Here is a 16527-nt window from a genome sequence, read left to right on the forward strand (position 1 = left end):
TATAAGATTGCTTACCCCCACTTAAAAAAGGTTAGCCAGACCTATATTAATTGGCTAAGTTTTTTATTGGATAAGTAGTCTCAAAGAACTAATTTCTGACCACTTTTTCAATAAATCCGTGACGAATGTTCAGTGGAATCATACCGAAAGGAAAAGGTAACCACAGTGGGAATCTTCAGTTTCCGGCACCGCGTGGTCATTGCCGCCGCAACTGCCGCTGCGCTACTGCCTATTCAGCCGGTGAGCTGGGCGCAGGACGCCCCAACTGGCTCACTGTCATGGGGTATCCGCGCAAGCTTCGACAATTACACCGGTGGTGCCACCTTCATTGAAGACGGAGCAACCCGCGAGAATAACGCTTTCAGCTTCCCGTTAAAGTCTTATTCTTTTGATCGCGAAGCTGAGCACACCGAGGCACAGTTCAGCGGAACCGTGCGCTACCGCAAATACTGTAGCGGTGGTAGCGACAAAGACCCTCAATCCGTATGCCAATTGGATTTGACCTTTAAAAATCCAAAAGTCGTAATTGACAAAGATGGCTCCTACGTAGAAGCCACCGTTCGCTCCCGACAATACAATAAAAACTCGTTCTACGAGCCCAAAGAACCAGTAAAGATCGCCACGTTGGCTACCGTCAGTGGCAACTTCACCCAAGCCAACGGTCAGGTTAACTGGTCGCGGATCCCAACCCGGTTGACCGAAGAGGGCGTTTCCATGTTCTCCGAGTTCTACGAGCGTGGCGAGGGTCTCGACCCACTAAGCTTCACCGCAAACGGCGATGGTGCCCGCCCTTCCACAGATAAGGGCTTGTCGGTCTTCCCAACCGCCTGGTCCGCCAATGCTGAATATGATGAACTACACTCGTTGTATCCGGTGGGAAATAATGTGTTGGTGGCAGTCGCTAAAAAAGGTCTCTTCTTGGTAAGCCCCGAGATGAAGACCATTAGCTCTGTGGAACTACCACTAAGCCAAAATGGAATCGGGGCATTTGATGCTTCATCAGACTACTATTACTACACCGAAACCAACAACTCACCGTTATCCAACGAGTTGAAGCGAGTAAAGGTCAACGCTTCTGGTTTCAGTGCGGCCGAAATCGTAGGTACAGTTCCTGGCAGTATTTATGCCGTCGGGATTCACCCAAAAACCAATAAAGGTGTCGTCATTTCTGCCGAGCAACCTGCGTCATTTAGCACCCCTCCCGATCAGCAAGCTGCTTATCTCACGCCAATAATCGGCGCGGATTTGGGAACCTCGATTACTTTGCCAACATCATCCGACATTGTTGGTAATCCCGTTTCTGGCGATTCTGTCTTCGCGCCACGGTTTTTCCCTCGAGCCGCGCGCACCCAATTGTTACCAATGGATGATGGAACTTTCACATACTATGCCAATAGTGAGCCTGCCATTTTTCCTGGCGATAGCAAAGCTGCAAAGAACGTACTAATTTCCATTGACCCCACCGCTACTTCGCCGGGGGAAGCTGCGAAGTTCATGCCTCAGTCTCAGCCAGAAATCAGCACAGCGTACATGGAGGGCTATGCAACCAATGGCCGCCAAATCATCCGTTGGAATAAAAATAGTGTCGCGGCTTACGCTATGATTGAGGTTCTCGATTACGCAAACCGTGAAGTAACTACTTCCGGCAGGAAACAACCTCCCGTTGCGGGTCTCGCTGGTGTCGCCTGGGATGCCGATAACAACCCCGTGATGTATTCCGGCAATAATTCCAAGCTCATCTGGTTCGACATTAATACTCTCGCCCCGATCACCGAAGACGGTGCACCAAAAGAAGCCGTGATTCCTAACGGCCGGGAAACCAACAACATTTACCAGGCAAATATGATAACCACGCCTAACGGTAGCCTCTACGTCCCTTCACTGAATGAGTCGCGCGGCGACCACGTAGAATACTACGAATTGGTTCGGCTGTACGACACTAAGAAGCAAGTTCAGGACGAACCTTCCGAGGAAGACAAGCAGCGTCAAAAGCAACGGGAAGAAGAAGCTCGCAAGAAGCTCATCAAGCTCAATTATGACGAAGCCAAGGCTCGTCTCGACAAGGCGAAGGAAGATCTGGCTAAAGCCGAGGCTGACAAAGATACCGCAGCCATCGACAAAGCGAAGAAGGCCGTAGCGGAGGCAGAAAAGAGCTACGAAGAGGCCGCAGCGGAATACAAAAAGGCATTCCCGGACCAGCCAGGCGATAACAACACCCCTGGTAACCCAGGCGATAACCAGAAGCCTGACGACGACACCAAACCAGGTGGTTCTGGAAGCTCAAGCCCGGGTGCCATCGCCGGAATCGTGATCGGTGTTCTAGCACTCATCGGCGCTGCAGTTGCAGCAATCTCGAATTTCTTGCCACAACTGTCCGGGATGTTTAAGAACTTCCGGTTCTAAAATATCCCACTCCCCTAGTTCACTTTGTGCTGTGGCTAATTTGCCAAGCCACAGTACATTCTTTTTCAGAGGTAGCAACCATGAACCCACACAATAATCGTTTCTTCCCGTTGCTCATCGCAGCTGCAGTCGTCATCCCGGCACCAGTGGTTTCCGCCACTGTTGTCCCAGACATTGCCCTCGCGCAAGAAGCCCCCGGCGGACATCATGATCCAGCTGGCGGTGATGATAACTATCAAACAACAGACGCAATGCCGCACAAGTACTTCTATAGCCCAGTAGCTGACAGCGCAAAATACGAGGGTGAAGTAAAAAGCTTCCTTGCCGTGAGTCAGATACGGCATCTATTTCACACTGCAGCCTACAACGAAAAGTATGCCAACTACCGAGGTAAGTCTCCTGAGGAAGCAGCTCGGATCGGTGTAATACATCAGCTTTCTGAGGACAACTGCTATATGGCAAAAGCACGTTTGTCACTTTCTATCATGAAGTACGAAGGCGATGCCGAGGCCCGCTCCCTGGATCTGACGAAGGTCGGATTCGATGCGGTAGAAACCGAAAAAGCGTTTGCGATTTTAAAGCGTGGCGGCGATGAAACAGAAGCAGCTCGTGATGCCGCCCGCGCCGCGGGTGCCGATGACAAAACGATCGGCCTACACAATAACCGACTGAAGATTTTCTCCGATGGTGAAAACCGATTGAGTACCGTTGTCAATGTGCTTAAAGCTGGTAAAGTCACCGAAGAATACGATGCCTTCGCTGTCACAGACTGGGGGGTTGGAGAAGATTTCGTCAAGTGCGAATATGGTACCAGTGATGACGATACATGCAACCGGATCAATGAGATCCAGCCTGATCGACGCAAGCACTTCGGCGGGCACCCATTGTCAAACGTCGCCAAGAGCCTAGACATTGCCAAGGTTTCGCCTTCCGATAACTCCGCCGCAACCGCTATCAGCGCTTCCGGAACGGCCAACCGCGACAAGGTTCTCGACTCATACAACTTCAATGCGGATCAGGCACCAGCGCCAGATACCAATCCCGCGCCAAAGCCGAACGAACCAACCACCACTGCTCCTACTCCGAAACCTGAAGACCCTACTTCCACAACGACTCCAGCACCGAGCACCGAGCAGCCACCAGGATCTAATGATAAGAAATCATTCCCACATGCCGCTGTATGGGGATCGTTAGCCGCCATCATCGCTGTCATCGCTGCTGTGATCGCTGGTTTCAGCCAGTTTGGACCACAGCTCATGAAAGCACTGAACATCAAGTTCTAAGAACCAAAAAATCCTTGGGGTTGCAGAATCTTCTGCGACACCAAGGATTTTTCTTATGCTTATTCGTACCGCAGCGCCTCAATAGGATCGAGCTTCGCCGCGCGGTTGGCCGGGTACCAGCCGAAGAATAGTCCGATCGCAAGACAGAAACACAGCGATATGAGGACTCCCCAAACAGGTGGCGCAATAATGGCCCCTTTAAACATGAAGTAGCCGATCAATGAACCAAGCGACCCGCCTAAGAGCACGCCGATTATTCCGCCAATGGTACAAACCACCATCGCCTCAATGACGAACTGGCGGCGGATGTCGCCCCGGTTTGCACCAAGCGCCTTACGGATGCCAATCTCCCGGGTACGTTCGGTCACCGTAATCAGCATGATATTCATAACGCCGATGCCGCCAACCAGAAGCGAAATCCCGCCGATGCCAGCGATTACGACGCTAATGACGTTGATGATTTTATTAAACTCGTCCAGGCTCCTACGGTTGTCGCGAACCTTCGCTTCATACATCGTGTTGCCTTCAACTTTTTTATCAAAGTACGCCTGAAGTTCGGATATAAGGCGATCAGTATCAGCTTCTGGATTGGCACGAACCGAAATGTTCTGCCACATACCCGCACGATCACTTAGCCTGACTTCAACTGTATGTGGAACATAAATGGAATTTGAGCTACCACCAAGGCCAAACAGCCCTAATTCCTGCGTTTTTTCAATACCGACTACCGTGTAATAGGTAATCCCTTCTTCACTTTCATGACTGATTTCAGAGCCTAACGCGGCCTGAACGTTACCGTCGAAAAGCAATTCAACAAGTTTTTTGGGAATTATTGCAACCGGTCGGTTATTAGCTATATCTTCCTCGGTTATACTCCGACCCGCCTCAACTTTAATATTCTGCATTGCAAGCAAGTCAACATTTACGAACTGCAGGCTGGCGTTTGTGGTTTTTCCTTCGTAAAAGACCTCACCCGGGTAGCTATTACCTTGTCCTAATCCGATATGAGATATTTGGGAACCAAATTGATTCTGAAGTTGTTCAATATCATCACCGTTGATTTCGTATTCAGGATCGTCTAATCGGCCTGAAAAGTAATAAAACTCTTCTCCGCCGTATTGTTCTAATTCTTCCTCGGTGAGTTTAGGCCGCATCTCCACACCTAAATCCGTCCCACCGACTGAAGACAAACTCTCTTGAGTCGTTGATTTCAAACCACTACCCAGAGTTAAAATCACGATCACTGAGGCAATACCAATGATGACGCCCAACAGGGTGAGCGCGGATCGCATTTTATTGCCCTTAAGGTTGGAAAGGGCTAGCGAGAGAGATTCATATACGCTCATTGGTTTCCGCCCCCAATAGAAGTCCTTTTCAGTTCGCCGCGAATGCGACCCCGAGGTGCCCGCGGCCCAGTGATAACTCCATCAACCATCGTGACTATTCGGGAGGTTTCCTCCGCCAGTTCCGGGTTGTGGGTAATCAGGGCGATGGTAGCACCGTGCTCTTGGTTCAACGTGTGAAATAGATCCATGACCATCCGGCCGGTGGCGGTATCGAGGGCACCGGTGGGTTCGTCGGCCAGAATGAGGTCTGGTTCGTTTGCCAATGCCCGTGCGATGGCGACGCGCTGCTTCTGGCCGCCGGAGAGTTCGGCGGGTGAATGGTCGGCGCGGTCGATCATGCCCACCATTTCGAGCAGGTGGTTGGCGCGTTCAGTGCGTTCTTTACGACCGACGCCGGCGTACATCATCGACATTTCGACGTTTTTGCGTGCTGAAATGCGGCCTACCAGGTTGAAGTTCTGGAAGACGAATCCGATGTGTTGTGATCGGTAGAGGGCGGATTGTTCGTCGGTGAGCCGTAGGACGTTTTCGCCAGCTAAGTAATACAGCCCGGTGGTTGGGCGATCAAGCAACCCGATGATGTTCATCAGCGTAGATTTACCGGAACCTGAGGTACCCACCACGGAGAGGAATTCACCATGAGCCAAGTCAAATTCGCAGCCGTGGAGGACTGTCAATTCGCTTGGGCTACCAATATTGAAAGTTTTGGTAATTCCATGCATTTCGATCAAGAGGTCTTCCCGTGGAACGAAAACGGGCGGCTCTTGGTGCGGCGGGCGTTCGGAAACCGCTACTGGTTCCGGCGTTTGTGCTGGCTCATTGGGTGGCTGGACAGCAGGATCAGTTTCCTTCGATGGTGTTTCAGACATATCGCTTCACCAGTGATCCTTTAGCCAGCGCTTGTGGAGGTCGTGGTTGGGGAGCTGGAACTAGGAAGCGGTTTTTGAACGTCCACCGTGTTGCCGATCTGTTCCCGATATTTCTCTGCCTCCACGAGCACTTTGGTGCCCTTCTTCACGTTGGTGCTGGTCAGTTCAACGTCGAATTCGGTTTTCTTCCCGAGGGTGACCTCGCGCTCGGCGATGACGGCGGAGCCGCCCTTGTCTTCGACAATCAGGATCTTCTGCTTTTTACCATCGGTGAAGACAGCGGTTTGCGGGACGACCAGTTTATCGGAGGCTTCCTCCACGATGATTCGGGTCTTCGCGGTGGAACCAAGCCGAAGCCCCTCCCGGTCCCCAGTTACTTCGATTTCTACGGGGAATACAACCTTGCCGCTGCTTGTGCCACCGCCGCCCGCTGCGGCCGCACCAGCTCCGGCACCTGCCGCACCAGTTGTGGCGGGTACTGCTGGTTCGCTGGCCGCTGCTGGGGACACGAAGGTTACTTTGCCCTTGAATTTCTTGTCCCCGGTACCTGGGGTGGTGAATTCGGCGGTCTGCCCCACCGCAATCTTGGCAACGTCGATTTCTTTCACTTCGGCGTGGATGATAAGCCGCTGATCGTCAGCCACTGTCAGCAAGGACCCGGCTGCCGGGTTGCCTTGCTTGGCGATTACTTGGGTAACCAATCCGTTGAATGGGGCCCGTACCTCAGCTGATGCAATGTCCATGGTGAGCTTACGGTCGCCCACCCCGGCTGATGCTTTGGTTGCCCGGGCCGACCGAACTGCATCGTCGATTGCGGCACGGTGGTTCGTTAATTGGTGATTGGCCGTCATGTTCGCAGTCTCTAACGAGGTTGCTGCTTCTTTCTTCGCTTCGAAGGCTTGGGCCACTGCCCGCTGGGAATTGGCGAGTTTGTGGTCGATCTGTTCCAGCGTCACTTCGTAGTTACGTTGCGCTTCTTCCAGGGTGCGGGCCGCGGTTGCCGCGCGATTTGCGCTATCAGCGGCGTTCAAACCAGCATCGGCTTGGGTGCGAGGGTGCCGGGCGAGGTTTTGTTCCCGGGTCGCGATCTTCGCCTGAGTTTCGGCGATCATCGCGTCGATGGATCGAGCGGCATCACCGGTGGCATTTGCGCGCTGTTCTTGTAGTTCTTGTAGTTGCGCCTGATCTTGGGCTAGGGCATTGCGCTCCGTGTTTTCGTCGAAAAGCGCGGATTCGATATTAACGGTGGCACGCACCGCATCGACGGCGGCACCAAAGGCCTGCTCCCGAGCCGCCTTCACTGCGGAATCTTGGGCGGTGATCTGCGGATCGCGGGTTTGGAGCCGCAGGTTCCGCTCAAATTCGAAATCGCGATTGAGCTGGTCGTACTGCGCTTCTGCATTTCGCAGTGCCGCTTGGGCGCTGTTGATCTCTGGATTATGCCCGGAGTCTAACAATTCCTTGTACTGGTTGTAGTTGCGTTCCGCGTTTTGAATTTGGCCGATGGCAGTCGCGTCATTGGCTGCCGCTTGGGCTTGTTTATCCAGTAATTCCTGTTCCAGTTCGCTCACATCGAGCCGCGCCACCACCTGGTCCGCGCTGACGCGATCGCCCACCCGAACGTCTAAGGCGGCAACTGGAACGGTTAAGCGAGTAGCAAGGGTAAGGGTTTTATGCGCCTCAACGTTGCCGGATACGGATACTCGCTGCGCATTGTCGCGCACGTCAAGAACGCGGTAATCGGCTGTGGTTATAAGCTGGCCGCTGTCTCCGGTGAGGAACATTGTCAGCCCTCCCGCGATAGCGGCAATACCTACAACGGCTGCGGCAACAATCGCGAAGATTTTTCCTTTGCTGGCTTTCTTTTCGCTCACCGTGTTCCTTTCAGTTGCGGCAGATATGAGCACGACACCCACATCATTTCTGCTATCTTTAACTTCTTGGCCATACAGTAGCTGAAGTTAGTGGTTTTGAAGATAAGGTTACTTGCCAAAATACCACTAGGTGATGGGGTGATTACCAACTAATTTTGACATCGCGGAAAGGTTGTATCCTTTAGTACCCAATTCGAAATCCACCCCTGGTATGACACCCAAATTACCTCTAGTTGGGCTGTCATCAATCTTTCAAGCTCAAACTAATCACCAAAATGCCAGAGTCATACCTAAGTTGGAAGCACTACCCCTTTTATAACGAAACAGCATCAATTGGATGGGGTGAAATAATACTACCCCCGGTTAACAAGGATTTGTGAAGTCAGTAGTGCTATTCATCGTGCGTGGATTACCGCCATATTGACGGGCGGCGGCACACAAAGCGTAAGTGTCAAAACCATAATCGATAACAACTGGCCAAATCGTCCGACCGTCAACCTGTGCCCGCAGCGAGGAACACGCACCCGGCGATAGCACCTGCGAACCCGGATACTTCGCCAGCGCTGATTGCGTTTCGGCCGCTATATCCTGTCCATAATCAACAACAGAATGCACGATTAGCACCCCGCGGCCATCACAGGCAATGCTGCCCGCCTGCTGTGCGCTCGCCTTAGCATCCGCCTCCGTCGTCACAGTGGTGGTGACTTCAACCGCAGCTGAGGTGGTGTGCGTCGCCGTCACCGTGGTTGTTTCCGTCACCGCTGCTTCCGACGCGCTTGTCGACGTCGGTGCCAGCGCTGAAGTCTCCGAAGAATTCATCGCGGAATACGCAAACACCCCAACCGCAACCACCACTAGCGTGGCGATAACCGACACGATGACAATCGGAATCGCCGTGCGTCGATAAGCAGTAGCCGCAACTTTTTTCGTGTCGGGCAGTAGCCAGTCAGCCGATTCATCGTGGGCATGTAGTGGCGGTTGGTGGGGGTTCGTGTTCATAAACTCAAAAAAGATGATAGGAGCAGAATAGTCACCGACATTGTCTCACATAACAGCTGGCCACACACAATAATGACGAACCCGGCCGGCCCTGTGATCATCACACAGCAGACCAGGTAGCGCTCACGAACTTTGGATTATTGCGGGACCGCAACCTCCTTGGGATCGACAGTGAGCAGCTTGTCGCCGATGGCAATAGCGCCGCTAGCCGTTGCCGGAATAACCGGGCCGGTGCGTTTGGAATTAGAGATAACAATCGGAGTTGTCACCTCATAGCCAGCCGCCGTGATCCCGTCGATGTCGAATTCGCCCAGCACGTCGCCTACTGTTACCTCGTCACCCTGCTTAACGCGAGGGTTAAAGAATTGCCCCTTGAGATTCACCGTGTCAAAACCGATGTGCATGAGCACTTCTACGTTTTTCCCATCCGTGCCCTTCGCACGAATCGCGAAAGCATGCCCAGACGGAAACGCAACCACAACCTTGCCGGTTACCGGGGCAACAATCCGCCCTTCGGTTGGAATAATCGCCAACCCCTCCCCCAGTTTTGCCTGCGCAAACATCGGATCGGAAACTTTAGCGAGAGGTTGTACCGTCCCCGTCATCGGCGCGAGGATCGAAAGCGCATCGGCCGCCGGTGTCAGCGCCGGTGCGGCCACGCCGTCTTCTGGTGCGGCCGCATCATGTTCCTCCGCAACCGGGACCGCACCGACGTCATCGGGATCGATGCTGCCGTTTCGCTTCCGGAGATAGCTACCGTAAGCAAAGGCAGAAATGAACGCGATGGCGAATGTCACGAAGCACAAGACGATGAATACCGGCATATCTTCCGCACGGATTGAAACCACGCCGATAAAACCAGCGGCCCCCAGTGCCGTAGCTTTCACGTTAAACAGAGCGATTAGTGCGCCGCCGATTGCTGCGGAACAAATACCGATATAGAACGGCCACCGCAGCCGCAAGTTCACACCGAAGATAGCCGGTTCCGTAATACCCAGGACCGCAGAAATACCCGATGCACCAGCCAAACCCTTGAGTTTTTCGTTTCGGGCCAAGAAGAAGACCGCAAGGGTGGCTGCGCCTTGGGCGATATTTGCCATCGACGCGGTGGCGAAGATAAACGATCCGCCTTGGGCGAAAAGTTGCAGCTCGACCGGCGGGAATGCCTGGTGGAGACCAGTGATGACGATCGGTGAATATACCAAACCGAAGAGGAAACCACCGATTGGACCGCCGAAATCATAAACGGTTTGGATTCCCTCCGCCAGTAAATCACCAAGCCAGCGCATTGCTGGTCCCACCGCGATAAACGTTAGGAAACCAGTGATCAGCAACGTCAAGACTGGCGTAATCAGGAAGTCCGCCGTGCCCTTGAGTGTGCGGTGCAAGAACTTTTCTATGGTGGCCAAAATCCACGACACCGCCAACACCGGCAACACTGTGCCCTGATAACCGGCTTGAGCCACAGAAAGACCAAAGAGATCCCAGGTTGGCATTTCACCGGCAGCGATGGTTTCCGCCACGTTGTAACCGTTGACCAGCGATGGGAACACCATCGCCATACCGATACCGGCGCCCAGGTATTCATTGCCACCGAATCGTTTCGTTGCGGTAAAACCAACCAGGATGGGCAAGAACGCGAATGGTGCGGCGGCCAAGAGGTTGATCATCTCCGCCATTCCCGTGATCTGCGGATACATACCTACTAAGGACTCCGGCCCGAAGAGCTTTTCCGCGGTAAGGACATTATTGATGGCCATCAAGAGACCGCCACCAACCAGGATAGGAATGAGCGGCACGAAGATATCCGCCAGAACCTTAATGGCGCGGGTGAAAACGCTGCCGCTTTGGGCCGCGACGTCCTTCAATTCCTCCGCAGTGACAGCGATGTTCTTGCTGGTCTGCTTATCAAGTTCGCTAAAGACGACGTTGACGTCGCCGGGACCAACGATGATTTGGAACATGCCGCCGGTTTCAAAGGTCCCCTTCAAATCCGGGTCATTATCCAGGGCTTTGTGGTCAACTTTTTTGGAATCGTGGAGCACCATGCGCAAGCGTGTCGCACAGTGCGCCGCAGCAACGACATTTTCTTCCCCACCGACCGCGCGTAGCACCCGGGCGGCAACTTCTGAGTGTTGCATTGGAGCCTCTCTATTTTTGGTTATTTCCGATCAGACTTCCCAAAAGCACAGAAACTCACATTCGGGAAGTGCATGTAGCCTCATTTCCCATTAAACAGTGCTTTTAATCCAAAAACAATACTTAATCACATTCTTTATGGAATGTGACCCACCTCTCGCCATTTGGCGGGAAAACGGCGGTAGAAAAACAGGCGTCGCCGCCGTTAACTTCCACCTCCACCACGCAGCCATCAACATAAACAAGCAGCTCATCGACATTAATGGCCAATCTCCTGAGCCCTATGTCACCCGTGATGGCAATTGCAGCCGACTCGCCAGATTCCACGCGAATTTCCAACCCGCTACCCCCGTTTGAATCCACCAGCGTCCATGTGACATTCTGCCCGTTCGGACATAACCGGGCCGACCAGGCATTCCCCGCCGAGACTTTTGGAATGTTTTTATTCTGTTGGTTTTCCACAGGCACAGCGTTATCCGCAGTGGGCAGGATCAATTGCTGCCGAAGCTTGCCATCATGGATCGATAACCGACGTGGCGTGCTCAAACAGTGCACCCACCCCTCACTGTCTAAGCTTGGCATGTCGTCTTGGCCCGGCAACCCCAACCAGCCAATAAGAATGGCGTTATCGGCCACAACGTGCCGGTCATCGGCAAAAGTCTCCCCAATAATCTGCGGCGCATAAAAATGGTGGCCATTATCCAATTCACTAAAGCCAGAATGAATCTTCATGGTTGTTCCAGCCACGCTGCCCACAAGATACCCGCACTGATCGCTATTGGCGTAATGAGTGGTTCCTGCCGAATCAGTAGTCGCCGCCAGCCCCTGCGGACACACTATTAAAAGATCGAGGATTTCACCGGTTACCTGATCGCGCATGGCAATCAAATTTGGACACTCCCACATGTAACCACCCGGCACCAGGTCGGGTGCCCTGCCGGGAATTGCCGTGGCCGTGTCGAATTGCAGCTCTCCGCCCCATTCCCACTGGTAAAGATCGGTGCTTCGATAAAGTACGACCGCGCCAGTTTCGTCGTCGCGCTGTGCCCCTAGAACCATCCGCCACCCGGATTCGGTTTCCGGATCAACGGTGATCATCGGGTCACGGTAGTGCGCGGTATAGCCCGCATGTGGTGCTGGAATGAGTGGGTTAGCTACGTCTTTTCGGTACACCCCGCCCATATAGTCATCGGAAACAGCATCGGCATGAACCATGTTCTGCGTGGCGTGGCGGATCTGTTCACCGGAAGATGGATCAATCGTTTTCCGGTTGCCGGTGTAAAAAAGCTTCACGTCCCCGGCGGCATCCGTGACGGCTCCCCCGGAATAGCAACCGTGGCTGTCATATTCCGCATCGGGATATAGGGCATCGGGAAAGTGGCGCCAACGCAGGGCATCCGGACCACTCAGTGCCGCGGCGGTATGCGCCCAGCCGGTGCGCTTCGGCGCATGGGGAAACCCCGGGTCGTGTTGGTAAAACACATGAATGATGTTGCGATCCTGTGGATCAAGGAAAACCCCATTGGGGTCATTGAGCCGACCTTGCGGCGGTGTGATGTGGAACTGGGGTCGGCTACTATCTGCAGTGCTCATAACCGCCATAGTAGCGGTTATTTTTCAACCTAACCGTGGCAATAATTTATGCCACATCCCCCTTGAAACTGATGCTGCGCGCAAAGGAGCGAAGTGTGTCCAGGCCTCGGCCAACCGTGGCGCGTGCCCGTTGCGGGACGTAATAGCCGCCTCGATTGTCGTATGGGGTGGGATCGGCGAGCACGTACACGTCGGTAGTGTTGAAATCCTGAGTGTTGTAAATGTCGGTGGTTGCTGTGCTAGGTGCAGCGATAGTGAGAACAGACATTGAAAATTCCTCCGGCTTGGCTTTGTGTACCTATCAACACCGAAAGGTAGGTGCCGTCCCTGGAATTTGGTTGCACTGAAGCTGGCAATTGCCTGTACGTTTACAGAAAATTTTAGTAAAGCACTATCGCGCCCGAAGCATTCCCCCGCTTTTCGACGCCACCTAGGTCGCGTCGAAAAGCGTCCTAGTACAGCGCTGACTTCACCGATGCCCAGGCTGGGCCCAATTGCTGCGCGAACAGCAACCAGTTGTGCACGCCACCGTTCTGGTACACGACGGTTTGGTGCGTCATTCCGGCGTCTTTCATCGCCTGCTCCAGCTTTTGGGTGCAGCGGAAAGTGCCTTGTTCCAGCACCGCAGCGGCTGGTAATTCAAAAAACGGACGTCCCTTGTGCAGCTGCTTATCGCCCTCAGTAATATGCCCATCGGCGGTAAACAGATACACCGCCATATTGCGCAGACCTTCCGGGTTAAGGGTCACGTCATTCTTCGCCCACTCCGGGCTAGTTTCCGGACCCCACATGTTTGTCGGGTTGCCGCCACGGCCCTGCACCATGATCTTGCTAATCGCGCGCCCGATCGGATCCACGGTGGAATAGCAGCCGGACATGCCCATCGTTGCATCAAAGACCTGGGGGTTCTTCGCCGCGATGCGCACTGCGGAACCACCACCCATCGACAAACCGCCAATCGCCCGCTTGCCGTTAAAATTCACCCCGTCCTGACCGGATTCGAGGATCTGTGGCAATTCCTTGGTAATCAAGGTTTCCCATTTATTCCGCCCCAAAGCCGGATCGTCGTTCACCCAATCCGCATAAAGCGACGCGCTTGCCTGGGTAGGGATTGCGATGGTGACGTTCTCATCCGCCATCGTCTCGATCAATTTGCCTTCCCGCAACCAACCCGGATAAGACGGGGCACTGATACCGTCCAGCAAATACAGCATCGGTGCCGGGGTGCTTGGGTCTTTTTGCAGCATTACCTGAACTTCCACCACCCGCTGCATGGCAGGTGAGGCGACATACCACCGCTGAATCCGCAGGCCAGGTTCATCGACGCGGCGCAGCAACTCAAGCTTGTCAATCTTGGGGTCAGTCGCCAAGGGGTATTCACCGTCGGAACTAGTCAGCCCTTTCAGAGCCTCCGAATCGGTAACCCCCAATCGCTGAGCCTTCTTCAATGCGTCTTCTAGGCGGTGAGGGGTCGAACCTGGCGAGTTAGCGATGGCGGTAACCAGATTGTGGAAAATCGATTCGGTGGAACCGGAGCTCACCAACGCCTGTTCGGGAATCTCCGGAAACGACGATTGGGCAGTTGCTGGAACCGCACACATGGCCGCCCCTATCGACACGGCGGCCACGAAAGATGAAAAGAGACGCATCTATGAAAACTTTCTTAGAAATTCTTAACTTATTTAAGCCACACCCTTCATCGTTGAAACGGCAACAATCGTTACACACTCTCCGGAAGGCCAGACGGCCAATCCCCCGGCTGGCATAAAATACCCGCAACTACCGGGAGTTCCGCAAATTTAGGCGGATGTGGTTGGTCAGCATCATCGTAGAAACTAAAGTCGGCTCCTCGATCGAACAATGCCCCAGAAAAGCTTACCGAACCATGAAAAACTACAGAAATAAACCACGCACTCTCACCGAATTGCACAGATTCAAACTCGGCACCAGGCCCAAACTCGGCGCGCGCAAACGACACGTTGTAGCCAAAGACCGCCTCGTTGAAATCAGCTCCGTCACCAAAGACACTTTGCTCGAATGACACAAAATCGCTGAATTCCGCGCCGCCCCACCTAGTTACGCTTCCGAAAACCGTTTGGTCGAAACAGGCATTATCTCCAAACCGCGCCTTGGAAAAATCAGCTCCCTCACCAAATCTGGCCCCGTAGAACCAAGAATCAACCCCGAAAATCGCATCGGTAAACGAAGCGCCACGGCCAAAAGCTGCCTTAGAGAAATCCGCCCCGGGGCCAAAAACCGCCGAATCGAAACTCACATCGTCGCCGAAAATCGCACCTGCGAACATCGCGTCCTCGCTAAACACCGCCGAATCAAAGCGCGCGCAATGGCACAGTTCCGCACCGACGAATAACGTATTGCCGCTAAAGCTTGCCCCTCTAAAATCCGCTCGTACATCAAAGCGCACTTCCCGAAAATCCACGTCACAGAAAAAATGCGTACCCCGAAAATCAAATTCCGCCCCACACCACCGGGTACTGGGTGGCCTGTTGTCTCGCAGATGATCGGCTATTTCCGTAACGATCGCCGATTGGATTTCTTGGGTACTGCGATCCTGCGTTTCACCGCGCAGATAGCCACAGAGGACATTAACGACTCGTTGTTGATAAAGCTCCGGGAAGTCGTCGGCAAGCGCCGATAGCGCATGCACCGCCGCTATTTGCTCCCATAATGTAGCCGAATTAAGCCGTTCCACCGCCGCAACAAATCGTGCCCGCAACCGGGAATTGTCCGTGACGTTGTCTTCGTTTCGGCGACGCCCCCACTTACCAAACAACAAATCACTTCCTAAGACTCATCGCATTCATCAAGCCAACGATCCAATAATTCACCTGGTGGATTAAGCCGAATCATCCGCTCGGTATTTGTGGCGTCCGGCGGCACAACCAACACTCCGATAAGCGTCTTCTTCCGCTTCTCACCGATACCAAAAAGCCCCTCACTATCAAGTTGCTTCAGCGCTTCCTCCATCGAACGGTACCGCGCATCACAATATGCGTCATAGTCCGTGTCCAGACGATGTGGATTGCAACGCGCATCAAAAACGTCGTGCAACTTTGACATGTATTCCTCACCCCACAACGCAAAGGGGCCATCAAATAGATCCCACCAATCCATCCCGGGCTTCGTCGCCGATAAATACGGCCGCAACGCCTCACCCGTGGTACACAAACTGTATTGGCAAAAATCCGAACCATGTGCTTCATGCAAAGTGGTAACCGCGCACCGCGTCGCTTCCGCAATTGCCGCCGTCAGCTCCGGGTCCGCCACAATACCAGTTGCACTCATAGCACCACATTGTAACAACGTGCATTCAGCTTCGCCGCTGGTCAAATGTGCTATCGGCGTTGTGGCTAAGCACCACCAAGATTCAACGCAAAATCAAGAACCCCCGCCGCCGCCGGTGAGGGCGTGCAACGGGGGTTCGTCGAAAAGCTAAAGCTTAGTCGTTCTTCTTGAACGGGAAGCCGAGTTCGCGCAGAAGCGCACGGCCTTCGTCGTTGTTGGTTGCGGAAGTCACAACAGTGATGTCCATACCGCGTGGGCGGTCAACCTTGTCAACGTCGATTTCGTAGAACATGGTCTGCTCGGTCAGGCCGAAGGTGTAGTTACCGTGGCCGTCGAACTGCTGGTCAGAAAGGCCGCGGAAGTCACGAATACGTGGCAGCGCGACGGTCAGCAAACGGTCCAGGAACTCCCACATGCGGTCGCCACGCAGGGTAACGCGGGCACCAATTGGCATACCTTCACGCAGCTTGAAGTTAGCGATCGACTTCTTAGCGCGACGCAGTTCTGGCTTCTGACCAGTGATTGCGGTGAGGTCTTCCAGTGCACCGTTGATGAGCTTGGAGTCACGTGCAGCGTCGCCCACACCCATGTTTACAACGACCTTCACAACGCCAGGGATTTCCATAACGTTGTCGTAGGAGAATTCTTCGTTGAGCTTGGTGCGGATTTCCTCGCGGTAGCGAGTCTTTAACCGTGGAGTGTAGTTCTCGCTCAT

The 16527-nt window shown here is 53.7% G+C and carries 13 protein-coding genes; 2 read left to right on the forward strand and 11 right to left on the reverse strand.

The annotated features are described in order from the left end of the window. Positions 1-165: 165 nt before the first annotated feature. Positions 166-2403: an HtaA domain-containing protein gene (locus Q4D85_RS04930; protein ID WP_303198630.1), complete on the forward strand. Its 2238-nt coding sequence runs from the start codon at positions 166-168 to the stop codon at positions 2401-2403. Between the two features lie 80 nt (positions 2404-2483). Beyond that, on the forward strand, positions 2484-3686 hold the full coding sequence (locus Q4D85_RS04935) for a hypothetical protein (RefSeq protein WP_303198632.1): 1203 nt from the start codon (positions 2484-2486) through the stop codon (positions 3684-3686). A gap of 59 nt (positions 3687-3745) precedes the next feature. Here the strand turns inward: Q4D85_RS04935 and Q4D85_RS04940 are convergent, their stop codons facing one another. From Q4D85_RS04940 to rplE, 11 genes are all read right to left on the reverse strand, one after another. Further along, complete coding sequence (locus tag Q4D85_RS04940; RefSeq protein ID WP_303198634.1) at positions 3746-5032, reverse strand: ABC transporter permease; 1287 nt, start codon at positions 5030-5032, stop codon at positions 3746-3748. Continuing rightward, positions 5029-5754 (reverse strand): ABC transporter ATP-binding protein, encoded by a 726-nt coding sequence (locus Q4D85_RS04945; protein ID WP_303198770.1) that lies wholly within the window; start codon positions 5752-5754, stop codon positions 5029-5031. The genes Q4D85_RS04940 and Q4D85_RS04945 overlap by 4 nt, the downstream gene beginning before the upstream one ends. 167 nt (positions 5755-5921) lie before the next feature. Continuing rightward, on the reverse strand, positions 5922-7775 hold the full coding sequence (locus tag Q4D85_RS04950; RefSeq protein ID WP_303198635.1) for an efflux RND transporter periplasmic adaptor subunit: 1854 nt from the start codon (positions 7773-7775) through the stop codon (positions 5922-5924). Positions 7776-8138: 363 nt separating this feature from the next. Continuing rightward, positions 8139-8774, reverse strand: coding sequence for a hypothetical protein (locus tag Q4D85_RS04955; RefSeq protein ID WP_303198636.1), 636 nt, complete (start codon positions 8772-8774; stop codon positions 8139-8141). A gap of 137 nt (positions 8775-8911) precedes the next feature. Further along, on the reverse strand, positions 8912-10915 hold the full coding sequence (locus Q4D85_RS04960) for a sucrose-specific PTS transporter subunit IIBC (RefSeq protein ID WP_303198637.1): 2004 nt from the start codon (positions 10913-10915) through the stop codon (positions 8912-8914). A gap of 121 nt (positions 10916-11036) precedes the next feature. Continuing rightward, positions 11037-12506 carry a GH32 C-terminal domain-containing protein gene (locus Q4D85_RS04965; RefSeq protein WP_303198639.1) on the reverse strand — a complete coding sequence of 490 codons (1470 nt, stop codon included), beginning with the start codon at positions 12504-12506 and terminating at the stop codon, positions 11037-11039. A gap of 46 nt (positions 12507-12552) precedes the next feature. Then, entirely contained in the window at positions 12553-12774 is a 222-nt protein-coding gene (locus Q4D85_RS04970; RefSeq protein WP_303198641.1) for a hypothetical protein, read from the reverse strand. Positions 12775-12958: 184 nt separating this feature from the next. Then, positions 12959-14155, reverse strand: coding sequence for an alpha/beta hydrolase family protein (locus tag Q4D85_RS04975; RefSeq protein WP_303198643.1), 1197 nt, complete (start codon positions 14153-14155; stop codon positions 12959-12961). 71 nt (positions 14156-14226) lie between these two features. Continuing rightward, a complete protein-coding gene (locus Q4D85_RS04980; RefSeq protein ID WP_303198644.1) occupies positions 14227-15303 on the reverse strand; it encodes a pentapeptide repeat-containing protein in 1077 nt (358 codons plus the stop codon). Positions 15304-15311: 8 nt separating this feature from the next. Next, a complete protein-coding gene (locus tag Q4D85_RS04985) occupies positions 15312-15812 on the reverse strand; it encodes a DUF4303 domain-containing protein (RefSeq protein WP_303198646.1) in 501 nt (166 codons plus the stop codon). Between the two features lie 154 nt (positions 15813-15966). Continuing rightward, the gene (gene rplE / locus Q4D85_RS04990) at positions 15967-16527 is read right to left on the reverse strand and encodes a 50S ribosomal protein L5 (RefSeq protein WP_303198647.1); all 561 of its coding nucleotides are present in this window, start codon (positions 16525-16527) and stop codon (positions 15967-15969) included.

The sequence above is a fragment of the Corynebacterium sp. genome, assembly GCF_030532965.1.
Classification (GTDB): Bacteria; Actinomycetota; Actinomycetes; order Mycobacteriales; family Mycobacteriaceae; genus Corynebacterium.